Source organism: Pseudomonas sp. Lb2C2, assembly GCF_052112205.1.
Lineage (GTDB): Bacteria > Pseudomonadota > Gammaproteobacteria > Pseudomonadales > Pseudomonadaceae > Aquipseudomonas > Aquipseudomonas kilonensis.
Genome location: NZ_JAUTYW010000004.1, coordinates 201,229 through 226,477, shown reverse-complemented (window position 1 = coordinate 226,477; position 25,249 = coordinate 201,229). Strand labels below are relative to the sequence as shown.

The window sequence follows — 25,249 nt, the reverse complement described above, 5'->3', positions numbered from 1 at the left end:
AGTTAGCTTGCTATCCACATAAATTGTGTGGGAGCTGGTCCTGTGGGAGCAAGCTCAGCTTTCATAGGATTGGGGGGACGGGGTTAGAAATCGCGTTTGTAGAAGATGTCCAGCGAGCTGGCGACGCCGCTCGCGGCTTCGAGGTAAACCTTCTTGCTGAGCTTGTAGCGCAGGGCGATGGTGTTGGCCGGTTCGAACACGCCAACGCCGTAGCGCAGGCTGAGTTTTTCCGACAGGTTGCCGCTGGCGACCACGCTGGTGGCATTGCCGCTGCCCTGGGTGTCGAGCTGGAAATCCTCGATCCCCAGGTTATTGGCCAGGCTGCTGGTCACCCCCGAGCTGCCCATCAACCCCAGGCCCAACGCCGCCTGGGCGAGCATGTTGTTGTCCTCGCCGGTGGTGCTCAGCGGTCGGCCCAGCACCAGGTAGGACAATGCCTGCTCCTGGCTCATGGCCGGTTCCGAGAAAATTTGCGTGGCCGGCTGCTCGGCGCTGCCGCTCAAGCGGATACCGGCGATCACGTCGTCGGTCTGGCGGATCGCTTCGATGTCCAGGTAGGGCTGGTCGATGGGGCCGGCAAACAGCAGCCGCGCCCGTCGCACCGTCAGCCGTTGCCCATAGGCCCGATAACGACCGTCGTTGAGCCAGAGCTCGCCGCGGGTGTCCATGTTGTCACCGATGTGGACCTGGCCCTGCACGTTGGCGGTCAGGCCGAAACCCGAGAACGCAAGTTTGTCCTGGCCGACGATCACGTCGATGTCCATCGCCATGGCCAGCGGCGCCTTGCCCTCTTCGGTCTGGTGGCCGACGATCACCGTGTCATCCGAGACCTTGACAGTGGACGGCGGCAGTTCGCGGACGGTGATCTCGCCTTTGGGCACCAGGACCTTGCCGGCAATGGAAAGCCGCTCACCCTGCATGGTGATGTTGAGGTCAGGCGCCACGTCGAGCACCGCATAAGGCTCGACGGTGACCGGCAGTTGCGAGCCCTTGAGGGCCAGGTTCATGGTCAGGGCGTCGCCCCAGCCGATGTTGCCGTTCAAGCTGCCCTGCCCGCTCTTGCCACTTTTCCAATTGCCATTGAGCTGCACCGCTTCGCCGGTAATCGTTGCCCGCATCTGCAAGGCTTCGAGGCTGACCGGCAGCTCCGGGCCAGACACTTCGCCGTCGCTGAGCACCAGGTTGCCGTTGACCTGGGGCGCGAGCAAACCACCGGACAAGGTCCCGCTGCCGTTCAGGTGACCGGTGAGGGTTTCCACCATCGGCACGAATGGCCGGGCCACGGACAGGTCCAGGCCGGTCAGGCGGAACGAACCGCTCAAGGGTTTGCTGGCCGGCAGCGGGTTGATCTGCGCCTGCAGCATCAGTTCGCCGAGCCTGGCGCCGACAAAATTCAGGTCGGTGTCGATGCGCTTGGAGGTCAGGCGACTGTTGAGCGTGAGAGTCTGGTAGGGGAAGTCCAGCCATTGCGCCTTATCGCCCTCCTTGTCCCGAATCCGTAAAGTACCGCCGCTGGCGTCCACCAGGACCCGGCCATTCGGGCCGCTGGCCGGCAGGTCCAGTTGCAGGTCCGCGTTGAGCCGCCCCTGCCAGGCAAAATCCTTGGGCATCCACTGGGCCAGGCTTTCGATGGGGAACTGCTTGAGGTGATAGCGCAGCTTCGGCTCCGGCATCAGCCGCTGGTCTTCGCCGCACAGGCTGGCCACGCCGGAACGCCAGCAATGAGCGCCGACATTGAGCGTGCCATCGGCCAGGCGCTCCAGTTTCGCCGGGGCTTGCAGGCGCCAGGCTTGACCGCCGGCCTGCACGTGGCCGCTGGCCAGGCGCCCGCGCCAATTGCCCTGGTCGAGGGCGCCATCGAGGGCCAGGGTCGTGTCGAGCTGCGGCCCTTGCAGGTCCAGGTTGAGCTTCTGCTGTTTGATATCGCCCTGGCCGCTGACCGTCAGCACGCCCAGTGACGTTTCGCCGACACGGATGCCGCTGGCCTTGAGGTCGAGCTTGCCGCGCTGGGCGCCGTCGAGGGTCGCGTCCAGGTTCAGGCTTTGCAGGCGATTGTCCTGGAAAGCCAGTTGCGTGCCTTGCAGGCCGAGCTTGCCTTGGGGGGCCTTGAGCGTGCCGGCGACGTCGACACGGCCGACGACTTGGCCGCGCAATTGCGGCCAGAGCTGCGCCAGGCGTGCGAGCTTGATGTCGATCTGGCCGGTCAGTTTCTCTTGCAGGCTGGCACTGCCGTTGATGCGGTTATCACCCAGGCGAATATCCAGCGCACTGAGGTTCCACTGCTCGCCAGCGCCGCTGGCCTTGGCCTGGAGCACCGCTGGCTGGCCACGCAGTTTGCCCTTGAGGTCCAGGTCCGCGTCGAGATCGAGGCGGTCGTTCTTCATCATCCCTTTGCTGCGCAACGGCCCGGCCAGGGTCCCAGGCAACTCGCCAAGCCAATACGCCGGGTTGATGGCCGACAGTTGCAGCGCCGTGTCCCAGGCGATGCCCTCGGCAAACTGCAGGCTCAGGTGCCCTTCGGCCTTGCCCTGTCCCGCCGCGAGCTTGAGCTGCGGCAAGTGGATTTGCGTCAGGTCGCCGCTGAACGGGCTGCCCAGGCTGAAGGCCCCGGCAGGTCCGTCCAGCGCAGCCTGGAAGTTGCCCAGGTATTGGCCATCGGTGTAGGAGACTTCGCCGTCGAAGCTGCGCAACGTCACCTGCGGCTCGTCGATCAGCGGATAGAGGCGATGCCAGGGAAAATCCAGCCAGGCGACTTTCGCTTCGGCGCGCAGGCCTTCGCGCCAGTCCACTTGGCCGCTGAGTTTCAGGCTTTGCTGAGCGCCGGCATCCAGATCCAGGCCGGCGATCTGCGCGCCATTGGCGTCCACCGTGCCTTGCAGCAACAACGCCACCGGCCCTTTCTCGGCGGGCAGTGTCGCCTTGCCGAGCAGTTGATAACCGTTTTTCAAATTGCCTTCGCCGGTCAATTCCAGCTGATTGAGCAACAGCGTGTCGGGCAGATCGGCACTGGCCTTGAAGCCATCGGCGCTGATACGCACCTTGGCGGGCAGGTTGTCCGCCAGCGGTTGCAGTTCACCGCTCAACTGGCCTTGCAGGTAACCACTGCTGTCGGCCTTGAGGTTGAGGATCTTGAGCAGGTTGCCGTCGACTTTCAGGTCCAGGGCCCAGGGCGTGGCACCCGGCGCCGGTAAGGTCAACCGGCCCTCGGCGTTCAACGGCCAGTCGCCGCCCGGCTTGAGCAGGCCGGAGAGTTTCAGGCTCAGCTCATCGCGCTGCAATTGCACCGAATCGATCTGCATGCCCTCGGCGGTCCAATGGGCAACCAATTGCAGGCCCTTGAGCTGCTCGCTGCCGTTGAACGACAGGCTGCCGACCTGCACATCGCCCAGCTCGATGGCGAGCGGCAAGTCCAGGTCCGGCAAGCTGATCGGGCCGCTGCTCGGTTCATCGGCAGAGGCTGGCAATTGCAAGGCAACCTGGTCGGCCTTGAGCTGTTCGATGCACAGGGTCATGCGTGCCAGGCACAGCGGCGACCAGGCGAATATCAGCCGATCCACCTCCACCCGACTGGCATCCTGCTGCCACAGCACGTGATCGGCGCTCCACTGCCCGCCCAGCCGGCCCTGGAAATTCTCCACGGTCAGCCCCGGCACCAGGCCGAGGGCCCAGCGGCTGCCGAATGCCGTGCCCAGCACAACGCTCAAGGCCAGCACGACCGCCAGCAGGCCCCCGGCGAGCGCCAGCAGCGTTATCTTCAAACCACGCGTCACAGCTCAGGCCCCATGGAAAAGTGCAAGCGGATGCCGCCGTCGTCGTCCATCGCATGGGCCAGGTCGAGGCGGATCGGGCCCACCGGCGAAACCCAGCGCACGCCGACGCCCACGCCGGTCTTGAGGCTCGGCAGTTCGAGGCTGTTAAACGAGTTGCCCTGGTCGATGAACGTCGCCACCCGCCATTTTTCCGCGATGGAATATTGATATTCGAGGCTGCCGGCGACCATGTAGCGACCACCGATGCGGTCACCCTCGGCGTTTTCCGGCGACAGGCTCTGGTAGTCATAGCCCCGCACGCTCTGGTCGCCACCGGCAAAAAAGCGCAGGGACGGCGGGATGGATTTGTAGCCATTGGTGGCGCTGCCGCCGATCTGCGCCCGGGCCAGCAAGCGATGCTTGTCGAACACCGTGGTCAGGCCCTTGACCATGGCGGTGCCGTATAAAAGGTTGTTGTCCGAGGCCAGCCCTTCCTTGGCGACCTTGGTGTCGAACTGCAAACGGTAGCCGTTGTGCGGATCGATGCGGTTGTCGCTGCGCAGGTAGGAATAACTCACGCCCGGCATCAGCAGCGTGCTCAAGCCCGCATCGTCGCCGAGGCGATACTCCTCGCGCTGCCATTTGAGCGACACCACCCGCTGCCAGCCGCTCGGCAACTTGCTGTGCCATTCCGGGCCCACGGTGAGCAGTTTACTGAGGCTGTCGGTGCCGGCCAGTTCTTCATATTGATAACCGCCGGCGTAGCGCATCTTGTCGGTCAGCGGCGGGTCCAGAGGCACGTCGTACCACAGGCCGACGTTCTGCCGGGGCGCCGACACTTCCGCTTCCCAGCCATAGCTGTGGCCCTGGGGGTTGACCCAGTGGCGCGTCCAGTTGGCTTTGGCCCTGGGCCCGACGTCGGTGGAAAACCCCAGGCCCAGGCCCATGGTGCGCGGCTTGCGCGTGTCGAGCTTGACCGCCACCGGGATCACGTTATCGGTGGCGGCGGTGGGCGCGGCATCCACGCGCACGCCTTCGAAATAGCCGCTCGATTGCAGGGCCTGGTTGAGCTCTGCAATGAGTTCGGAGTCGTACGCCGTGCCAGCCTTGAACGGCACCATGCGCTGCAACAGATCTTCGTCGAACGGCGTGTCGCCCTCAAAACTCACCGGGCCCAAGGCATAGCGCGGGCCGCTGTCGTAGATCAGCTCGATGTCGGCGATGCCCGCCTGGGGGTCCACCAAGAGTTTTTGCCGGGTGAAGCGCCCGCTGAAAAAACCATAGCGCGAGGCCTGGTTCTGGATGATCCGCTTGGCGTCTTCGTAACGGCCATGGTTGAGCACCGCGCCGGGCTTGAGGGCGGAGTTGCTGGGTACGCGAAAGGCTTTGAGCGATGCCGCGGGGCCGTCGATGCGCACGGTGACGTTGCGCAAATGCACAGGCTCGCCGGGGTCGATGGTCAGCACCAGGCGTGGGTCCTTGCCACCCTTGACCTCACTGTCGATCTGCGGCTGGTAGTAGCCCAGCGCCTGGGCGGCCTTGCGCGCCTGCTCCTCGGCACCACGGCTGAAGCGCAGCAAGGCCTCCTCGTCGCGATCACCCACGCCGCCGATATAACCTTCTACGTTGGCCTTGAGTTCATCGTTGGACGGCTTGACGCGTACTTCCAATTCACTGTTTGCCAGCGCCGCGCAGCTGATGGACAGCAAGAGCGCGCCACTGGTCATTCTTCCTGGGAGGTTCATGGCGCGGATGCTATCACGAGCGTAGGTGTTTGATAGAGCCGGACATTTCGCAAAAGTTCGACCGATTATGCCGTTGCGCTTTGCAGAACCTGCGGGTTGGCGTGGAAGAACACATGCTCGCGGATCGGTCCTACCGCCACTTCGCCGATTTCCTCGTAACCCTGGCGTTTATAAAACTCAAGGTAACGCGGGTTACCGGTGTCCAGCACCACGCCCTGGGAATGCTCATCCACCGCACACCAGTTATGCACCGCTTCGAGCAACTGTTCGCCGAAATGCTTGCCCTGGAACTGTGGGTGCACCCCCAGCAGAGGCAATACATGAACCGCATCCGACGGCAGGCAGGCCAGCACCGCGGCGTGGTATTCCAGGTAGCGCCGGGTGCAACGAAAACCGGTGCTCAAGACCATGCGCAGGCGCCAGGCCCAGCTTTCGGTGATGCCCAGGCGCCGCTGCGGCGGAGCGATCAGGGCGATGCCGATCAGCCGATCGTTGACCAGCAGGCCGATGGCCGGCAGGTCCTGGAGAAAATGCTGCTTGACCAACTCACGCACCGTGGCCCGTACCCGCTGTTCATAACCGGGACGCTCGGATTCGAACAGGTAGCTGAAGGTCGGCTCATGGCGATAGGCCTGGTACAGCAACGAACGGGCTTCACGGGAATAACCGCTGTCGAGCATATGGACATCGGCGATGGCGGTTGCAGTTTCGGGCATGGCGTTGGATCTCCTGGGGCGAGGCTCGGTGAGGCCCTGCTCTTATTGAGTACGAACCCGATAGGGTCGTGATCGTTCCTACATGCAAAGGACATTAGCAGTGCATTTGTCCTACTGCCACGCTGGCCCCGTTCCCACATGTCAGCTAGCATCGCAGTTTTGCCAGGACAGCCGACCATGAAGATCGTCTCCTTCAACATCAACGGGCTGCGCGCCCGCCCCCATCAGTTGGCGGCGCTGATCGAGAAGCACCAGCCGGACGTGATCGGGCTGCAGGAAACCAAGGTCCACGACGAACAATTTCCCCTGGCCGAGGTGCAGGCCCTGGGCTACCACGTGCATTACCACGGGCAAAAGGGCCATTACGGCGTCGCCCTGCTCTCCCGCCAGGCGCCACTGAGCCTGTACAAGGGCTTCGAGGGCGACGACGAGGACGCCCAGCGGCGCTTCATCTGGGGCACCTTCGCCGATGCCAACGGCGTGCCGGTGACCATCATGAACGGTTATTTCCCACAAGGTGAAAGCCGCGACCACCCGACCAAATTCCCGGCCAAGGAACGTTTCTACAGCGATTTGCAGCAATTGCTGGAAAGCCGCTTCAGCAACGACCAGCCGGTGGTGGTAATGGGCGACGTGAACATTTCTCCGGAAGACTGCGACATCGGCATCGGCCCGGACAACATGAAGCGCTGGCTGAAAACCGGCAAATGCAGCTTCCTGCCGGAAGAACGCGAATGGATGGCGCGCCTGAAGAACTGGGGCCTGGTGGACAGCTTCCGCCACCTGAACCCGGACGTCACCGACCGCTTCAGCTGGTTCGACTACCGCAGCCGCGGTTTCGAGGACGAGCCCAAGCGCGGCCTGCGCATCGACCTGATCCTCACCTCCCATGGCCTGCTGCCACGGATCAAGGATGCCGGCGTGGACTACGAACTGCGGGGCATGGAAAAACCGTCGGACCATGCGCCGATCTGGTTGCAGTTGAGCTGACTGGCGCACACAAAGCCCCTGTGGGAGCAAAGCTTGCTCGCGATGAACGATGACACGGCCTTTCAGTTGAACCGTGCCGCCTGCATCGCGAGCAAGCTTTGCTCCCACAGAAACTTCTGATGGTGCCCATTGCCCTGCCGCGCCCGACAAGTCGCAACCCTGTCACCTTTCAGTAACCTGACTGACTTAATCTTCCGGCACTTCCTCGGGTTCAGCAGGTGCCGGCATGCGGCTGTGCGTTGTCTTTTTCATCGGCCTCTGGCTGCCGTTCATGGCATCGGCCGGCAGTTTGCCCATTCCCGAACAGGGCCCGGCCCTGCGCCTCCAAGGTTCCAACACCATCGGCGCGGCGCTCGGGCCGGCGCTGGTCAGGGGTTTGATGGAAGATCAGGGGCTGCTCAGGGTCAGCAGCGAAATCACCGGTCACGACAACGAACAGCGCATCGTCGGCCAGACCGCCGATGGCCGGCGGGTGGAAGTGGACATCGCGGCCCACGGCTCCAGCACCGGATTCGCCGCCCTCAAGCAGGGCAACGCCGACCTGGCCGCCTCTTCGCGACCGATCAAGGACAGCGAGCTGAAGGAACTGTCGTCCCTGGGCGACCTGAAAAGTCCCACCGCCGAGCAGGTCATCGCCATTGATGGCCTGGCGATTATTCTTCATCCGCAGAACCCGTTGCGTCAGCTCGATACCGTTCAACTGGCGCGGATCTTCAGCGGCGAGGGGAAAACCTGGGAAGCCGTGGGCGGTGTGGGTGGGCCGATTCATCTGTATGCCCGGGATGAACAGTCCGGCACCTACGATACCTTCAAGGAACTGGTCCTCGGCCGACAGGGCAAACGGCTGGATCCTTCAGCACGGCGCTTCGAATCCAGCGAACAGTTGTCCGACGCTGTCAGCCAGGACCCGCAAGGCATCGGCTTCATCGGTTTGCCCTATGTGCGCCAGGCCAAGGCACTGGCGATTGTCGACGGGGATTCCCAACCCATGTTGCCGTTGAACAACCTGATTGCCACCGAGGACTACCCCTTGTCCCGGCGCCTGTTCTTTTATTTACCGCCCCAGGCAACCAATTCGTGGGCCGAGGCGCTGGTGGCGTTCACCCAAAGCGACAAAGGCCAGGCCATCGTCGCCGCCAACGGGTTTATCGCCCAAACCGTCCAGGCCATGGCCGTCACGCCGAATGCACTGATGCCCGAGGGTTACCAGGCCCTGAGCCGCCACGCCCAACGCTTGACCGTGAACTTCCGCTTCGAAGAAGGCAGCGCCAGCCTGGACAACAAGGCCCATCAAGACCTGGGCCGCGTGCTCGACTATATAAAGCAGCATGGCAAAACCGATCGACGCGTGACGCTGGTGGGTTTTGGCGACGCCAAGGACGACCCGGCGCGGGCCGACCTTCTGTCCAAACTGCGGGCCATGGCGGTGCGGCGTGAACTGGTCAAATACGGTGTGGCGCTGCGAGAGGTACGGGGCTTCGGCGCATTGATGCCGGTGGCGGCCAACAGCGAGGATGAAGGCAGGGTTCGGAATCGGCGGGTGGAGGTTTGGGTTTACTGAACCGACGCCATCAAAAAGCGAACCCGCTTTTGTGGCGAGGGAGCTTGCTCCCGCTGGGTGGCGCAGCCGCCCCAACATGAGCTGACGCGGTCCTCCAGGCAAATCGCGCCAGCCGGTTTTACGACTGCTGCGCAGCCGAGCGGGAGCAAGCTCCCTCGCCACAAAAGCTCGGCGTTTATCGCGTTGGTTTCGGCGTAGGACCAAGCTCCGTCGTCTTGCGCCATTGCCTACAACTACGCCAGAATCCGCCGGCTTGTGCGCCTTGGGGCCAGGGCTTTATCGTTTCCGGGTCGCTGAAAATCAGCGATCGGGTTTGGTAGCCCGGGTAAAACTAAGGCGCACGGCTCCGGCATATTTATTATGGCGGCTGTGCGCGGGGCGCCCTTGTGGCGCGCTGGGTTTGCCTTGGTACCCGGTCTACCAACCTGCGTATAGCCGCCACCTAATGTTTGGTAGCAAAAGGTTGCGGCTCCAATTACCAAGGAGTTTCATCCATGTTCAAGCCAACACCGAATCCCTGCTCGCCAACCTCAGCGAAACCCTGGCCTCGGCCAACGCCATGCTCGGCGACCTGGCCTTCGATCTGGGAGGTTCAAGGCGTCACATTGTCCTGGGCATCCAGCAATTGATCGAATTGAGTGGGCAACTGGCAAACCGAGCGCTGGACAACGTCGAAGCGCGCTAGCCGCTGCAGCACATTCCCCTGTGGGAGCGAGCTTGCTCGCGAAGGCTGTGTGTCAGTCAACACTTGATCGACAGACAGATCGCTTTCGCGAGCAAGCTCGCTCCCACAGGACGACATAGCGCTTTACCGCCCCGCCAACTCCATGATCATCCGCGACAGCAGATAGATCCTTGGCACCACACTCTCAACCTCAGCGTATTCCTCCGGCGTATGGATGTTGCCACCCACGATGCCGAAACCATCCAACGTCGGCGTACCAACCCCGGCCGACAGGCTGGCATCCGCCGCCCCACCGCTGCCTTCTTCAGTCAGTTTGCGCCCCAGTTCGCCATAGATGCCTTGGGCCATGGCCATCAACCGGTCCGACTCCGCCGTTTGCGGCATCGGTGGCAGGCCGCGCTTGAGGCTGGTGGTGACTTCGGTGTCGGCGATCAACTTGTCCTGTGACACCCGGGCCAGGTCTTTTTCGATGCGGTCGAACTCTTCCGGCACCGCCGCCCGCACATCCGCCTTGGCGCTCGCCTGGTCGGGAATCACATTGGTCCGGTCGCCGGCCTTGATCACCGTGAAGTTGATGGTGGTTTTCTTTTCCGCGTCGCCGAGCTTGCCCAGTTGCAGAATCTGGTGCGCGGCTTCCATCGCCGCATTGCGCCCCAGTTCCGGCGCGACACCGGCGTGGGACGCCTTGCCCTTGACCTCCACCAGCGCCGTGGCACTGCCCTTGCGCCACACCACCAAACCATCGGCCGGGCGCCCCGGTTCAAGGTTGAGGGTCACGTCATGGGCCTTGGCGGTTTTCTTGATCAGGTCGGTGGCGGCGTCCGAGCCGGTTTCTTCGCTGGCGTCGAGCAGGAATGTAATCTGCGCGTAGTTCTTGAAGTCCTGGTTCTTGAGCACCTTCAGCGCATAGATCCCGGCAACGATGCCGCCCTTGTCGTCCATCACCCCCGGCCCATAGGCCCGGCCATCCTTGATGTGGAAGGGACGCTCGGCGGCCGAGCCTTCCTTGAATACCGTGTCCATGTGGGCCATCAGCAGGATTTTTGCCTTGCCGGTGCCCTTGAGGGTCGCCAGGATGTGCTGGGTGCCGTCCGAGTTGGGCACCTTTTCGATGGTGGCGCCCAACTTTGTCAATTCATCGATCGCAATATCACCGACCTGGGTCAGCCCCGGCACATAGCCTGAGCCGGAGTCGATGTTCACCAAGCGTTCGAGCAGTTTCAGGGCCTCGCCCTTGTACTGTTCGGCGTCGTTCAGGACTTGTTGATGGGGCTGCGCGAAAGCAACGGGGGCGAAGGCGCCCAGGGCCAGGCTCAGGCCGAGACTGACGGCCAGACGGGAGCGAAGAGCGGTCATCATCATGATTTCATCCTTGTTCCGTATCGAAAGAGTGCCATAGGCACCCTACCCGACAACGGGCCAAGGCTCTAGACCGCAGGTGGCCACTTCAAGGGGAAATGACCGATGCCTCCAACGCCTGCCGATGCCGGTAACACGTGACCCGGTTGCGCCCGCCGGTCTTGGCCTCGTAAAGCGCCTGGTCGGCATCATTGAGCCAATGGGTCGCATCGCCATAGGCCGGGTTGAAGGCCGCCAGGCCAATGCTCAGGCTCACCTTCAGCGCCGGATTCTGTTCATAGCTGAGCGTCGCAAAGCGCTCACGCAAGCCATCCATGGCCTGCACGGCGTTGTGAAGCGTCAGGTCCGGCAGAATCACACAGAACTCGTCCCCGCCATAACGCCCGACCACATCGGCGGCGCGCAGGTTTTGCTTGAGCATCTTGCCAAGCTGGCGCAGCACGATGTCGCCGGCGACATGGCCATAAGTGTCATTGATGGCCTTGAAGTGATCGATGTCGATCAGCGCAATCGCGCCGCGCCCTGCCCCATCATTCGGGTGACGCTGGCAGCGCTGGAACTCCTCGTTGAGGCGATCTTTCCAGGCGCCATGGTTGAGCAAGCCGGTCAGGCTGTCGGTGCGACTCAGGGCCAGCAACTCGCGCTTTTGCCGGCCCAAGATGTAGGCCTGGCGATAGCAGAACCAACCCAGCGCCATCGGGTACAGGCACAGCAACGGCAAACAGGCATAGATCTGCGCCGGGCTGGTCATGGGCACGCTGGTCAGCGGGAAGATCAACTCACCCACGACAATGCCGGCCACTTGGGCCAAGGCCCCGATGAGCAGGAAACGCAGGCCGCCAATGGCGACGTTGTTCATCGCCATCATCGCCAGCGTGACGGCTGCGGGCAGCGGGTTGAACTGCATTGCCGCGACCCAGAAGCCGCCAAGCGCCGCATCGATCAATAAATTGAGGTGCTCGGCGTGGTACGGCCTCGAGCAGCGCCGGGCCCACCAGTAGGACAAGTGTGGCCAGAGCAGGCCGTTGAACAGCATGAAACCCCAGACCCAAGGCGCCGGCTCGAGGGGAAAGATGGCAGCACTCACCAACAACAACCCCAGCGTCAGGCCCAGAATGCGCGAAATATAGAGCCTCCTGGCCAGCGTCCGTCCCTTCTTTCCCGTTTTTAGCATAGAAGCCTCTGCACCGCGGGTTTCCCAAGTCATTGGGACGGGGGGGGATAGCTTGGAGTCTATCAGGGGAACATCAAATAGCCACCACTGAATGCAGGGGTATTTATTCTCCTTCAAATGCGGGACTCTGCTGGTATTTTGGCTATATATGACAAGGAAATCCGTAAACACTCGGAAAGAGGCCCCCGTGTTTACGCTGCTTATTACCGCCTGATCCGTTTGATCACGTTCTGTCGCAGCCCATGGAGGGCAAAACATGCTGGTGTTGTTTGTAGTTCTTGCTGTACTTATCGCCTGGAGCTGGTTGACGTATCCCGGCATCGGCCATGTGATCTACGACATGAACATGGCCCTGGAGGCACGCCTTTACCGGTTGCGCAAAATCACCGTGCCCATCAGCGAGATGACCGTGTCGACCTGGCAAGGCGGGCCTTATGAAGCGTCCGCCAGCATCCTGATGCTGCACGGCTACAGCGGCGACAAGAACCTCTGGCTGCGGGTTGCCCGGCATTTTGTCGGTGATTACCGGGTGGTGATCCCCGACCTCCCCGGCCATGGTGAAACCGGCTTCAAGGCCGGCGGCGGCTACGACATCCCGACCCAGGCCCGGCGGATCATCGAATTGCTCGACGCCTGTGGCCTGGACAAGGTCCATGTGATCGGCAACTCCATGGGTGGGCATCTCGCCGCGTGGCTGGCGGCCACTTCGCCTGACCGCGTGCTGACCCTGGCGCTGCTCAATCCGGCCGGCGTCACCTCACCCCAACCCAGCGACATGGACCGCCAACTGGCCGCCGGTCGTAACCCGTCCCTGGTGCATTCCCGGGAGGAGTTCATGCCGTTCTACGCAATGACCATGGCCTCGCCGCCCTGGGTACCGGGCATGGTAATGGCGGCCGTGGCCGAGCGTTACGTACAGCACCGCGAAGAACTCGCGGAGATCTACGCCGACTTTAGCGCCAGCCCGTCGATGGAGCCCCACCTGGCCGATATTCGCGCCCCTTCGCTGCTGCTCTGGGGCCGCAAGGACCGGGTGATCGATGTGAGCAGCGTGCCGGTGTGGAGCAAAGGTATCGCGGACTTGCGCGTGGAAATCTGGGACGGGATCGGCCACCTGCCCATGATCGAGCAACCGGGGAAAACCGCTGCGCTGTATCGGGAATTTCTCAAGGGGCTGGGGCAGTGACGGCGATGCAAAAATAACAAAATGAACCCCATGTGGGAGCGAGCTTGCTCGCGATAGCGCTGACACATTCAACATGAATGCAAGCTGACCCACCGCCATCGCGAGCAAGCTCGCTCCCACAGGGATTCGAGCCGACTCAGAGGTATCGACTTCATGAACATCCTCTACGACGAACACCTCGACGGCCCCTTGCCCAAGGTCGACAAACAAGCCCTGCTTCAAGCCTTGCAGGCACAGATTCCAGACCTGGACATCCTGCACCGCGAGGAAGACCTCAAGCCCTACGAATGCGATGGCCTGTCGGCCTACCGCACCACGCCCCTGCTGGTGGCATTACCCAGGCGCGTCGAGCAGGTGCAAGCCTTGCTCAAGCTCTGCCATGGACAGAATGTGCCGGTGGTCGCCAGGGGCGCCGGGACCGGCCTGTCCGGCGGCGCCCTGCCCCTGGCAAGCGGCGTGTTACTGGTGATGGCACGGTTCAACCAGATCCTGCACATCGACCCCGATGCCCGCACCGCACGGCTTCAGCCCGGTGTGCGCAACCTGGCGATCTCCCAGGCGGCGGCGCCGTTCGGGCTGTATTACGCGCCGGATCCCTCGTCGCAGATCGCCTGTTCCATCGGCGGCAATGTCGCGGAAAATGCTGGCGGCGTGCACTGCCTCAAGTACGGCCTGACGGTGCACAACCTGTTGAAACTGGAAATCCTCACCATCGAAGGCGAGCGCCTGACCCTCGGCAGCGAAGCCCTGGACTCGCCGGGCCTGGACCTGCTGGCGCTGTTCACCGGTTCCGAAGGTTTGCTGGGGGTGATCACCGAAGTGACGGTCAAACTGTTGCCCCGGCCACAGGTCGCCAAGGTGCTGCTGGCCAGTTTCGATTCGGTGGACAAGGCCGGGCGAGCGGTAGCCGACATCATCGCCGCCGGGATCATCCCCGGCGGCCTGGAAATGATGGACAACCTGGCGATCCGCGCCGCCGAGGACTTCATCCACGCCGGCTATCCGGTGGAGGCCGAAGCGATCCTGCTGTGCGAACTGGACGGGGTCGAGGCCGATGTCCATGACGATTGCGAACGGGTCCGCCAGGTGTTGGAGCAGGCCGGTGCCACCGAGGTGCGCCAGGCGCGGGACGAGGCCGAACGGCTGCGCTTCTGGGCTGGGCGCAAGAACGCCTTCCCGGCGGTGGGTCGCCTGGCGCCGGATTATTACTGCATGGACGGCACCATCCCGCGACGCGCCTTGCCCGAGGTACTGCAGCGCATCGCCAGCCTCGGTGCCGAGTATGGCCTGCGCGTCGCCAACGTCTTTCACGCCGGTGACGGCAACATGCACCCGCTGATCCTGTTCGATGCCAACCAGCCCGGCGAACTGGAGCGCGCCGAAACCCTGGGCGGGAAAATCCTCGAACTGTGTGTCCAGGTAGGTGGCAGCATCACTGGCGAACACGGTGTGGGCCGGGAAAAAATCAATCAGATGTGCACGCAATTCAACAGCGACGAACTGAACCTGTTCCACGCGGTAAAAGCCGCGTTCGATCCCCAAGGCCTGCTCAACCCCGGCAAGAACATCCCCACCCTGCACCGCTGCGCCGAATTTGGTGCCATGCACATCCATGGCGGGCAGTTGCCGTTTCCTGAACTGGAGCGTTTCTGATGAGCCGCGAAGCCGACCAGGACGCCAGCGACCTGCTGCTTGAACAGGTCAATCGCGCCCGGGCCAACGTTACGCCGCTGCGTATCCAGGGTTCGAACAGCAAGGTCTTCCTGGGGCGCGAAGTGGCCGGCGAAGTGCTGGACACCCGTGTGCATCGTGGCATCGTCCACTACGACCCCACCGAGTTGGTCGTCACGGCCCGGGCCGGCACCCCGCTGCGGGAACTGCTTGCCGCCCTCGACGCTGCCGGCCAGCGGCTGCCCTGCGAACCGCCAGCGTTCGGTGACGACGCCACGGTCGGCGGCATGGTCGCCGCCGGGCTGTCGGGGCCGCGTCGCCCGTGGGCCGGCTCGGTGCGAGACTTCGTCCTGGGCACGCGCCTGATCAGCGGCCACGGCACGTTGCTGCGTTTCGGCGGCGAGGTGATGAAAAACGTCGCCGGCTACGACCTCTCGCGCCTGTTGGCCGGCAGTTTCGGTTGCCTGGGGGTGATCACCGAAGTCTCCTTGAAGGTGCTGCCCAAGCCCCGTCACAGCCTGAGCATTCGCCTGGAACTGGACAGCACCGAGGCCCTGGAAAAACTCGCCGAATGGGGCCGTCAGCCCCTGCCCATCAGCGCCGCCAGCCATGACGGCGACTGCCTGCACCTGCGCCTGGAGGGTGGTGAAGGCTCGGTCAGCGCCGCTCATCAGCGTTTCGGTGGCGAGGTGATCGACGATCAATACTGGACGGCACTCAATGAACATCAGTTGGCCTTCTTCGATGAAGGCTTGCCGCTGTGGCGCCTGTCGTTACCCAACCACACCGGCCCGCTCACCCTGCCCGGCGCGCAGTTGATCGACTGGGCCGGCGCCCAACGCTGGTTGAAAACCGAGGCCGACACGGTGCAAGCCCTGGCCCATGAAGTCGGCGGCCATGCTACCTGCTATCGTCAGGGGGCCAGCGACACACCGTTCCAGCCACTGGCTCCGGCGCTGCTGCGCTATCACCGGCAACTCAAGGCCCAGCTCGATCCTCTGGGGCTGTTCAATCCTGGTCGGATGTACCCGGAGTTCTAGCATGCAGACCCGTTTCAGCGATGAAGCCAAGCATCTGCCCCGCGCCGAAGAAGCCGAACGGATCCTGCGCAGCTGCGTGCATTGCGGCTTCTGCAACGCCACCTGCCCCACCTACCAATTGCTTGGCGATGAACTGGACGGCCCGCGCGGACGCATCTACCTGATCAAGCAAGTGCTCGAAGGCCAGCCGGCGACGGCCAGCACCCAGCTGCACCTGGATCGCTGCCTGTCGTGTCGCAACTGCGAGACCACCTGCCCATCCGGCGTGGATTACCACAACCTGCTGGACATCGGCCGGGCGGTGGTCGATCACGCCGTACCGCGCCCCGCCGGCCAACGCGCGCTGCGCCTGGGGCTGCGAAGCCTGGCTGCCAGCCCCGAGCGGTTCAAGGCCCTGCTGCGTCTTGGGACGGTCTTCCGTCCGTTGCTGCCGACGAACCTGAGCGCCAAGTTGCCCCGCCCTTCCCCGCCTCACGGCGAGCGCCCACCTCTGCGGCATCGGCGCACGGTGTTGATGCTCGAAGGTTGCGTGCAACCGGGCCTGTCGCCCAACACCAATGCCTCGGCAGCGCGGGTGCTGGATCGACTCGGTGTCAGCGTGATCCCTTGTGCGCAGGCCGGCTGCTGCGGTGCGCTGGATTATCACCTCGATGCCCAGGCCAGCGGGCTGGACCGCGCCCGACAGAACATCGACGCCTGGTGGCCACACCTGGAAAACGGTGCTGAAGCCATCGTCCAGACGGCCAGCGGCTGCGGCGCCTTCATCAAGGACTACGGGCACCTGCTGGAACGTGACCCCGGCTATGCCGCCAAGGCCAAACAAGTAAGCGAACGGGCGCTGGACCTGGTGCAAGTGCTCGGCAAGGAACCGCTGGAACAGATCTGCGCGGCCAGGAACCAGCGCGTTGCCGTGCATTGCCCCTGCACCTTGCAGCACGCGCAGAAACTCGGCGGCAGCATCGAGGCGCTGCTGACGCGGCTGGGTTTCAACCTCACCGAGGTGCCCGACGGCCATTTGTGTTGCGGCTCGGCCGGCACCTATTCGCTGACCCAGCCGGCCCTGGCGCGGCAATTGCGCGACAACCGCCTCAATGCGCTGGAAAGCGGCCAGCCGGAGCTGATCGTCACCGCCAACGTCGGCTGCCAGAACCACCTCGACGGCGCCGGTCGCACGCCCGTGCGGCACTGGATCGAGCTAGTGGATCAGTCCCTGGCAGAATGAAGTCCTGAAGATTCTTCGTTTGCCGGGGCCGGCGAAGGCTGCGATCTTTCGTCCAACTTTCCCACAGCCCTCGCCAGGAATTCTTACGATGAGCTTCGTCAGCCCCGACCTGATCCGCCAACGCTTCTCCAGGGCGATGTCCGACATGTACCGCGACGAGGTGCCGCTGTATGGCGCCCTGATGAAGCTGGTGGAACACACCAACGCCCAAGTGCTGGCCGAAGACCCGGTCCTGGCCGCACACCTGCGCAGCACCGGCGAACTCGAGCGCCTGGACCTGGAACGCCACGGCGCGATCCGCGTCGGCACCGCCGCCGAGTTGGCGACCCTGGGGCGTCTGTTTGCGGTCATGGGCATGCAGCCGGTGGGCTACTACGACCTCACGCCTGCCGGGGTGCCGGTGCATTCCACCGCCTTCCGCGCCGTGCACGAAAGCGCGTTGCAGGTCAGCCCGTTCCGGGTGTTTACCTCGCTGCTGCGCCTGGAACTGATCGAGAACGCCGAGCTTCGGGCTTTTGCCGAATCGGTGCTGGACAAGCGGCAGATCTTCACCCCCAGCGCCCTTGAGCTCATTGACCAGGCCGAACGCCAAGGTGGCCTGAGCGAGTCCCAGGCTGAGGACTTCGTCCTACAGGCCCTGGAAACCTTCCGCTGGCACCACAGCGCCACCGTCACCGCCGAACAGTACCGGCAACTGAGCGCCCAACATCGCCTGATCGCCGATGTGGTGGCGTTCAAGGGCCCGCACATCAATCACCTGACGCCACGCACCCTGGACATCGACATCGTCCAGGCCCGGATGCCCGTGCACGGCATTACCCCCAAGGCCGTGATCGAAGGCCCACCCCGCCGCCAATGCCCGATCCTGCTGCGCCAGACCAGTTTCAAGGCACTCGACGAACCCGTCGCCTTCACCGACCAGCCCCAGACCCAGACCCAAGGCAGCCACAGCGCCCGCTTCGGCGAAATAGAACAACGTGGCGCGGCCCTCACGCCCAAGGGCCGCGCGCTCTACGATCAATTGCTGAACGCCGCGCGCGATGCGTTGGGGGCGTTTCCCAACGAAGCCAACGCCGAACGCTACAACCAGCTGATGGCTGAACACTTTGTCGCCTTCCCTGACAACCACGATGAACTGCGCCGACAGGCATTGGCGTACTTCCGCTATTTCGTGACGCCCGAGGGGCTCGCCGCCAAGGACACCCTTGAGCAAGCGGCCTCCGTGGAGCACTTGCTTGAACAGCAATACCTGCGCGCCGAACCCTTGGTGTACGAGGACTTCCTGCCCGTCAGCGCCGCCGGCATTTTCCAGTCGAACCTCGGCGATGCCGCCCAGAGTCATTATGCCGGCCAGTCCAATCGCCAGGCCTTCGAAGAGGCGCTGGGGCGATCGACCATCGATGAGCTGGGTCTGTACGCCCAGACGCAACAGCGCTCCATCGATGAGTGCAGGGCTGCATTGGGCGTGTAGGAATAAGCCGAAGGACAAAACGGCAAAAAACTGCCTGACAGGCGTGCGCGCGGCGCGCCTTTCTTGGCCACCCGACCCGGGTATCGCGGTGTCTGGTCGAGCCGCGAGGCGCTGCAATGGGCCGGGCAAGCCTTTGAGCGCTTTCTCGCTTGTCCGCAGGGAGGCGCTTCCCGATATAAGATCAACCTATTGATATTTATAGGTTTTTAAAAAATGGCATAGCTCTTGATAACCGTGAGGCCACCTCGGGGCGACTCCCGTCCCAGGCCCCATCGTTATCCAGGAAGGAGAGCATCCATTGGCTACCCCCGCGTACATGACCATTACAGACAACAATCAAATATTGCTGACCGAGAAGGCGTTTACCGCCGACTCGGTGGGTAACATTTATCAGGAGGGTCATAAAGACGAAATCATGGTGCAAGGTTTCCAGCATCAGGTGACCATTCCACGAGACCCCCAGTCCGGTCAGCCAACCGGTCAACGCATACACCAACCTTTGGTCATCACCAAAGTCTTTGACAGAGCCTCACCGCTGCTGCAGCAAGTCCTGTGCTGCGGCGAAGTCCTGACCAAAGTTGAAATCAAGTGGTACCGCACTTCGGCGGCCGGCACTCAAGAGCACTACTACACCACCACACTGGAGGACGCGATCATCGTCGAGATCAAGGACTACATGCTCAACTGCCAAGACCCGGCGAACACGCATTTCACCCATTTGGAAGACGTACACTTCACCTATCGCAAGATCACCTGGACCCACGAAATCAGCAATACCACGGGCTCCGATGACTGGCGTTCGCCCGCCGTCGGTTGAATCGACGGCAGCCGCTCAGGCATCGACCAACTCTGTGGGTCGATGTGCAGTTGAAAATAATCGATAGTTTTTGATTCGGGGTGGTGTTCGCCCAGTGCGATGGCCTCGGCAATCCATGCACTGGTAAAGAGCCTGACACTGGGCGAACGGGAACAATAATAATCGAACTTTTAAAATATGTCCGTGAGACTGTTTAAATAATTATTCATCGTTACATCTATCCCGCTCAAGCGCAGCGGGTGCAAACATCCTCGTCACAGGTTCGGTGTGTGGACGTCACTCATGGGGACGGCTATACAGCAGTTATGCAAAAACATGGACAAGTACAAAAGTTATCCGCACAACAAAGTTAAACAGTCATTTAAAAACTCTTTTTAATACCAGTCAGCGTGGTGAACCTCAGCCACGCCGACCGGTTTTCTGCGCATCGGTATCCCCTGCCTCAGGGTCGCCGCGCTGTTGTTTGCGCTTGGCCGGGTCATTGGGCCGCAAGGCGTCGTTATCGCGTTCCACTTCACCGGGCAATGCCGGAGCGTCGGGGTTTTGTCGGGTTTGATCGGGGCGGTGCTGCATGGCGAACTCCTTGAATCTTTCAGGCCTGAGGTCAGGCGTCAGGGTCGGCGACTTCTTCAGCGACGTTGGCATCCGGGGAGCGCTGGTGCAGTTGCTCGGCCCTGGTCTTCAAGGCCTGCCACTGCGCCAGGTCGATGGCGCCCTGACCGAACAGGTCATTGGCCACCCGCATCAGCTCGGTGAAGTGGGCATCGGGGGACTGCTGCCAGTAGGCCTTGTCGTCGAACAATCGCCGCCAATCGGCCAGCGACGCAAGTTTGAGGTCATCGCTCATGACGGGCTCCTGCGAGACATTCATAAACTATGAGGGTCGACGTTCGCGGGGAGTTCCGGCGATTCTCAGTAGCCGGTCATTTCCAGGTAACCGGTGCCGCCCTGGCTACCACGCAGTCGCACCGGTCCTTCCCAATAGGGAATGCGCAGGTTCATCCAGGCATTGGGATTGAGCGCGTGGAGGGTGATGTCGAGTTGCTTGCTGGGGATCTTGATCGTCCAGACTACCGGCATCGAGTGGCCGGCGACCTTGGCGGTGTCCTGGGGCACCAGGCTGATTTCCCCGGCCTGCAGGGTTTTCGCGTGGCCTTGGGCGTCGATCCAGGTGCCGGTGAGGTACGGCGCGCCGTCCTTGTGGCGCATGCGGTAGAGCATCAGGTGCTCGCCGTTGTCCAGGTGCAGGGAAAACCAGTCCCAGCCGGTCTGGTTTGCGGTCAGGGGCTGGCTGCTCCATTCACGGTCGAGCCAGGCCGGGCCGCTGACCGTGTAACGCTGGCCATCGATTTCCAACTCACCGCTGGCCTGGAAGAACGGCTGACTGTAGTAGTACGACGCTTGCCCCTGTTCGGATTTCTGGCTGAAACCTTGCTCGCCCTGCAACACCAGCGGCCGGCTCGACGTCAGCCGCAATGCATAGCTGAAGCGTGGGTCGCGCGCCTTCAATTGCATGTCCGCCAACGGCTCGGCCGCTGAAGCCTGGGTGCTGAATTGCCAGTCGTCGATCCAGGCATTGAAGGGCAGCGCCTGCACCCCGGCCTGCCCCACCCCGCCTCGTGCATAACGCTCGGCGGCATGGTGCACGGTGGCGGAGGTGACCGCCGCGTGGCCGAGCCAGATCGTCTGGTTGCGCCAGCCGCCGGCCTGGGGCGCGGCATTCAAGGCACTGCGGAACAGCGTCCATTGCACGCCGAACTCATGCCCCTGGGCATCCTTGAGATTGGCGGTGACGTACCACCACTCGATGCGAAAACCTTCATGAAGGCCATGGTCGGCGGGGAAACTGAACACCCGCCCAGGCACAACCGGCGTGAACGCGACAGCCTGGTCGCCGAGGCCGGCAAAGCCCTTTTGCGCTGGCGCTGAGTCATCACAACCGCTGAGCAACGCCAGCAGCAACAACACGCCGACTCTAATTTTCATGGGCAAAGGTCCTTAGCAAATCCGCCGGCTGCGTGCGGTACAACGCGTACAGCGGCCAGGCCGATGCCAGTAGCGTGGCGAGCATCGCCAGGGCCAGCAACTGCACCAATTGCAACGGGAACACCCGCAATGGCAGGCGCCAACCGAAGGCCTGCACGTTGATCACCGTGTCCAGGCACCAGGCCAGGGCGATGCCCAGCGGCAACGCCAGGACCAAGGTCAGCAAGGCCAGCAGCCAGGTCTGGCCGAGGTTGAGCAGCATCAACTGCCGACGCGTCACCCCCAGCGCCCACAGCGGCGCCAACTGGCCGAGACGACTCTGGCTCTGGGTCAGCAGGCTGATGAACAACGCCACTGCGGCCACCGCCAGGGTCAGGCTGTTGAGGGCGGCGGTAGCGGCGAAGGTGCGTTCGAACACCTGGGTCGACCAGCCCTTGAGCCGGGCCTGGTCGACGATGCGGCTGTCATCCAGGCTGAACCGGTCTTGCAACGCTGTCAGTAGCGCCGGAATCGCGGACGGCTCGATGCGCAGGTTGAAACGGTTCGGCGTCAGGTTCGGCCAGTGCGCCAGCAAGTGGTCGGTGTTGACCAGCACATGACCCTTGGGATTGCCGTAGTCGGCGTAGATGCCGACGATGCGCAGTGCCCATGGCCCCTGAGGGGTCGGCAGGGTCAACTGATCGCCGATCCTCACTTTGAGGCGCCGGGCCAGTTGTTCGCTGAGCATGAGGGTGTCGGCGGCGGCCAGTTGCTCCCACGGCTTGTCGCCGGCCGATTCCAGCAGCGGCCAATGCTGTCGATAGTGGGGGTGATCGATGATCCCATGGATGTCCGTCGGCCAGCCCTGCAACGGGACCGACACTTGCCAGAGGGGAACGACTGCAGTGATCGCAGGTTGCTGCTTGAGCCAGGTGTACAGTTCGTTTGCCTGGGCCGGGGTTTGCGGGTTGATGTACAACTCGGCGGTCAACCGTTGTTCGAGCCAATTGCTGAACGTCTGGCGGAAACCGGCAGTCATGCTACCGGCACCGATGTTCGCCGCCAGCGCCAGCAACAAGGCCATCAGCGCCAGGCTCAATGTCGGCAATTGCTGACGGCAATCGGCGAGAAACCATTGCCCGAGCACCGAGCGGCTGTGGCGCAACAGCCGCTTCAGTGCGCTGTTGAGCAGCACCGGCAAGGCCAGCGCCGCCCCCAGCAACAAGGCGCTCATCAGGACAAAACCGCTGGCCAGGCTATCGCCCCAGATCAACGCCGATACGGCAATCAACGCGGCCACTGTCGCCACCCAACCCTGGCGTCGCAGCCATCGCGCATGGGCCTGATGCCAGGCTTGGGGGTTGGCCAGCGCCAGCAAGGGCAGGCGCGCCGCGCGCAGCAGGCTGTCAGCGCCGGCCAGCAGTGCACCGAGCAGGCTCAGGCCGACACCGCTGAACCACCACCACGGGCTGAGGTTCAAGTGCCCGGCCACTTCGGCGCCGTACAAACCCCGCAGGCTCGCCGCGACATCGGGCAACAATAGGCTCGCCAGCCAATAGCCGCTGAGCACCCCGGCTATCCCGCCCAGCAAGGCCAACGCGCCCAGTTCGATGGTCAGGCTGGTGACCAGCACCCGCGCACTGACGCCACAGGCGCGCAGGGTCCGCAACAGACTGCGGCGTTGTTCCAGGGCCAGGCCGATGGCCGCGTGGACGATGAACAGACCCACCACGAAGGATAAAAAACCCAAGGCATCGAGGTTCAGGTGAAAACTTTCGGTCAGGCGCGACAGGTTGTTTTCTTCATCGGCGTGCTTGAGTTGCAGGCGACCGTTGAACGCTTCCGGTAATGCGGCGCTGAACGTGGCAGGCAACAACAGTCGCGACAGTTGCTCCGGCAACCCGAGTACCTGTTGGGCAAAACCGATGTCCATCAACAGCACGCCCGGCGCCATGTCCTCCTGGGCATGCAGCGGTGGCAGGGATTGCCCATCGACGCTCTGGGGGCGGTCACCCTCGGTCAGCCCCAGGGCTTGCAAGGTTTGCGGGGCGATCCAGGTGCGGCCGGGGTCGGTAAAGAACGCCACTACCTCGGTCATCTCCCGCGCCTGCCCCGCCAGCGCCGCACCGGGCGGCAGCGACACCGGGTCGATGCCCATCAGTTGCAGGCGCTGATCCTCGTGGTCCTTGAGCTGCACCCGAGCCTGCAACACTGGCGACACCGGCCAGCCCTGGCGCCGCAGCTCGACAAACCATTGCTGGGGGAAGGTGCCGCCACCGGGTGCACTGAGGCTGGCCTGGGGTTCGCCGCCGATCAGTTGGCTGGCCCGGGCGTAGCTGTCCCGGGCCTGACTGTTCAGCGCTTGTACGCCGGTGAGCAGGCTGGTGGCCAACCACAGGCCAGTCAGCACGCTGAAGAATTGCACCGGGTGCTGGCGCCAATGGCTGAGCAGGGCCTTGAGGGTCTGGCGAAAAATCATCACCCCTGGGCCACCTGCGCCAACTGCCCGCCGTGCAACACCACGCGCTGGGCCAGGCGAGCCGCCACCCGTGGACTGTGGGTCACCATCAGCAGGCTGGTGGGGCTACCCTCCAGCAGTTCCAGCAGCAGTTGCAGCACTTCGTCGCTGGTGGCTTCGTCGAGGCTGCCGGTGGGTTCATCGGCCAGCAGCAAGGGCGGTCGCGAGGCCAATGCTCGCCCCAGCGCCACCCGCTGTTGCTGGCCGCCGGACAGTTGCTCGGGATAACGCCGCAGCAGCGCTGAAAGCCCGAGCCGCTGTACCAGATGGGCTTGCCACGCTGCGTCATAACGACCGCACAGACGCGCCTGGAACGCCAGGTTGTCCTCCACCGACAAGCTGCTGATGAGGTTGAACTGCTGGAACACCAGGCCGATTTCCGTGCGTCGCCAATTCGCCAACTGGCTTTCACTCATGCCATCGAGCCGATACTCGCCGCTGCGAATGCTGCCGCGATCGACTTTGTCCAGCCCGGCGACCAGATGCAGCAAGGTGCTCTTGCCACTGCCCGACTCTCCCATCAGCGCCAGGCTGCTACCGGGCATCAGCGTCAGGTCGATGCCTTGCAGCACCGGCAATGGGCCCTGAGGCGTGGGGTAGCTTTTGAAAACATCGCGGACTTCAAGCATGAAAAGGCTCGATGGATGAACGTGGGGTCAGGATAGCGGAGTTGAGGGGCTGGCCCCATCGGCCAATACAGCTCCGCTGGTGAGCCTTGGTATTTGCTCGTTGGGTGGGGGTGTATATCCGTTGCTGCGGTAACGGCGACTTAGGGTTCCGCCCTGACGGCGGGTCACTTTCGAAAAGCGCGAAAGTAACCAAAGCGCTCATGCCCCACCACTCGGTGCCTCGCCTAGGCTCGGCATGCCCTCTCTCCGGCATTGCTCCGTGGGCCCGCCGCGAAGGGCCATCCATGGCCCAGCGCGGCTATCCCGGCATCCATGCCGGGATGCCCACTGCACAATGCCTGCGTTCGGCCAGCGTGGTTAACGGGGCGCCGAGATCAACGTCCACCGCGAGGCGGCCTGATAGCCGACCTGGTTCTTGGTGGGACCGCGTTTCTCCTGTGGGAACAGCTTGCTCGCGAAGGCGGTAGATCAGTTTGCATTGATGTTGAATGTGCCGGCGTCATCGCGAGCAAGCTCGCTCCCACAGGGGGCTAGGTGCACATGGAGTTTGTGGCTGCTGAAGACCCAATGTGGGAGCGAGCCTGCTCGCGAAGGCGGTGTCGCAGCCAATGAAGATGTTCGATATGCCGGCCTCTTCGCTTGCTCGCGATAGCGGTGGTTCAGCCACATAGATGCCGACATGTGTCCCGCTCTTGCTCTTGCTCTTGCTCTTGCTCTTGCTCTTGCTCTTGCTCTTGCTCTTGCTCTTGCT

18 protein-coding genes and 1 pseudogene are annotated in these 25,249 nt (G+C 63.1%); 9 read left to right on the top strand and 10 right to left on the bottom strand.

The features are described 5' to 3' along the window. Nucleotides 1–83 precede the first annotated feature (83 nt). From Q7F16_RS13020 to Q7F16_RS13010, 3 genes are all read right to left on the bottom strand, one after another. Nucleotides 84–3,770: a translocation/assembly module TamB domain-containing protein gene (locus tag Q7F16_RS13020; RefSeq protein WP_409556232.1), complete on the bottom strand. Its 3,687-nt coding sequence runs from the start codon at nt 3,768–3,770 to the stop codon at nt 84–86. Next, the gene (locus tag Q7F16_RS13015) at nt 3,767–5,494 is read right to left on the bottom strand and encodes an autotransporter assembly complex protein TamA (protein ID WP_409556231.1); all 1,728 of its coding nucleotides are present in this window, start codon (nt 5,492–5,494) and stop codon (nt 3,767–3,769) included. The genes Q7F16_RS13020 and Q7F16_RS13015 overlap by 4 nt, the downstream gene beginning before the upstream one ends. A gap of 65 nt (nt 5,495–5,559) precedes the next feature. Next, entirely contained in the window at nt 5,560–6,210 is a 651-nt protein-coding gene (locus Q7F16_RS13010) for a GNAT family N-acetyltransferase (RefSeq protein ID WP_014337525.1), read from the bottom strand. 177 nt (nt 6,211–6,387) lie between these two features. On the opposite strand from Q7F16_RS13010, the gene xthA reads away from it, so the two are divergent. From xthA to Q7F16_RS12995, 3 genes and pseudogenes are all read left to right on the top strand, one after another. Further along, nucleotides 6,388–7,200: an exodeoxyribonuclease III gene (gene xthA / locus Q7F16_RS13005; protein WP_046064592.1), complete on the top strand. Its 813-nt coding sequence runs from the start codon at nt 6,388–6,390 to the stop codon at nt 7,198–7,200. A gap of 226 nt (nt 7,201–7,426) precedes the next feature. Continuing rightward, on the top strand, nt 7,427–8,761 hold the full coding sequence (locus Q7F16_RS13000) for a substrate-binding domain-containing protein (protein WP_409556230.1): 1,335 nt from the start codon (nt 7,427–7,429) through the stop codon (nt 8,759–8,761). Nucleotides 8,762–9,266: 505 nt separating this feature from the next. Beyond that, nucleotides 9,267–9,446: pseudogene (locus Q7F16_RS12995) on the top strand (DUF6124 family protein); the annotation flags it as partial. Between the two features lie 123 nt (nt 9,447–9,569). Here Q7F16_RS12995 and Q7F16_RS12990 read toward each other — a convergent pair. Further along, entirely contained in the window at nt 9,570–10,808 is a 1,239-nt protein-coding gene (locus Q7F16_RS12990) for a M20/M25/M40 family metallo-hydrolase (protein ID WP_046064590.1), read from the bottom strand. A gap of 85 nt (nt 10,809–10,893) precedes the next feature. Continuing rightward, nucleotides 10,894–11,979 carry a diguanylate cyclase gene (locus Q7F16_RS12985; protein WP_095974505.1) on the bottom strand — a complete coding sequence of 362 codons (1,086 nt, stop codon included), beginning with the start codon at nt 11,977–11,979 and terminating at the stop codon, nt 10,894–10,896. Nucleotides 11,980–12,235: 256 nt separating this feature from the next. Here Q7F16_RS12985 and Q7F16_RS12980 point away from each other — a divergent pair, with 256 nt between their 5' ends. The 6 genes from Q7F16_RS12980 (at nt 12,236) to Q7F16_RS12955 (ending at nt 19,386) form a co-directional block, all read left to right on the top strand. Then, entirely contained in the window at nt 12,236–13,165 is a 930-nt protein-coding gene (locus tag Q7F16_RS12980) for an alpha/beta fold hydrolase (protein ID WP_409556229.1), read from the top strand. Nucleotides 13,166–13,318: 153 nt separating this feature from the next. After that, nucleotides 13,319–14,818, top strand: coding sequence for a glycolate oxidase subunit GlcD (gene glcD / locus Q7F16_RS12975; protein WP_409556228.1), 1,500 nt, complete (start codon nt 13,319–13,321; stop codon nt 14,816–14,818). Further along, entirely contained in the window at nt 14,818–15,876 is a 1,059-nt protein-coding gene (gene glcE, locus Q7F16_RS12970; protein ID WP_046064586.1) for a glycolate oxidase subunit GlcE, read from the top strand. Before glcD ends, glcE begins: the two co-directional genes overlap by 1 nt. 1 nt (nt 15,877) lies before the next feature. Continuing rightward, nucleotides 15,878–17,098, top strand: coding sequence for a glycolate oxidase subunit GlcF (gene glcF, locus Q7F16_RS12965; RefSeq protein ID WP_409556227.1), 1,221 nt, complete (start codon nt 15,878–15,880; stop codon nt 17,096–17,098). Between the two features lie 88 nt (nt 17,099–17,186). Beyond that, nucleotides 17,187–18,569 carry a 2-oxoadipate dioxygenase/decarboxylase HglS gene (gene hglS, locus Q7F16_RS12960; RefSeq protein ID WP_046064584.1) on the top strand — a complete coding sequence of 461 codons (1,383 nt, stop codon included), beginning with the start codon at nt 17,187–17,189 and terminating at the stop codon, nt 18,567–18,569. Between the two features lie 298 nt (nt 18,570–18,867). Next, on the top strand, nt 18,868–19,386 hold the full coding sequence (locus Q7F16_RS12955; RefSeq protein ID WP_046064583.1) for an Hcp family type VI secretion system effector: 519 nt from the start codon (nt 18,868–18,870) through the stop codon (nt 19,384–19,386). A gap of 399 nt (nt 19,387–19,785) precedes the next feature. Here Q7F16_RS12955 and Q7F16_RS12950 read toward each other — a convergent pair whose 3' ends face one another. From Q7F16_RS12950 to Q7F16_RS12930, 5 genes are all read right to left on the bottom strand, one after another. Next, nucleotides 19,786–19,959 carry a hypothetical protein gene (locus Q7F16_RS12950; RefSeq protein WP_172436074.1) on the bottom strand — a complete coding sequence of 58 codons (174 nt, stop codon included), beginning with the start codon at nt 19,957–19,959 and terminating at the stop codon, nt 19,786–19,788. A 31-nt stretch (nt 19,960–19,990) separates the two neighbouring features. Beyond that, entirely contained in the window at nt 19,991–20,233 is a 243-nt protein-coding gene (locus Q7F16_RS12945) for a hypothetical protein (RefSeq protein WP_409556226.1), read from the bottom strand. A gap of 65 nt (nt 20,234–20,298) precedes the next feature. Continuing rightward, nucleotides 20,299–21,372 carry a lipocalin-like domain-containing protein gene (locus Q7F16_RS12940; protein ID WP_079304609.1) on the bottom strand — a complete coding sequence of 358 codons (1,074 nt, stop codon included), beginning with the start codon at nt 21,370–21,372 and terminating at the stop codon, nt 20,299–20,301. Then, complete coding sequence (locus Q7F16_RS12935) at nt 21,362–23,830, bottom strand: ABC transporter permease (RefSeq protein ID WP_082098019.1); 2,469 nt, start codon at nt 23,828–23,830, stop codon at nt 21,362–21,364. The genes Q7F16_RS12940 and Q7F16_RS12935 overlap by 11 nt, the downstream gene beginning before the upstream one ends. Then, nucleotides 23,830–24,498: an ABC transporter ATP-binding protein gene (locus tag Q7F16_RS12930; protein ID WP_046064579.1), complete on the bottom strand. Its 669-nt coding sequence runs from the start codon at nt 24,496–24,498 to the stop codon at nt 23,830–23,832. The genes Q7F16_RS12935 and Q7F16_RS12930 overlap by 1 nt, the downstream gene beginning before the upstream one ends. Between the last annotated feature and the right edge of the window lie 751 nt (nt 24,499–25,249).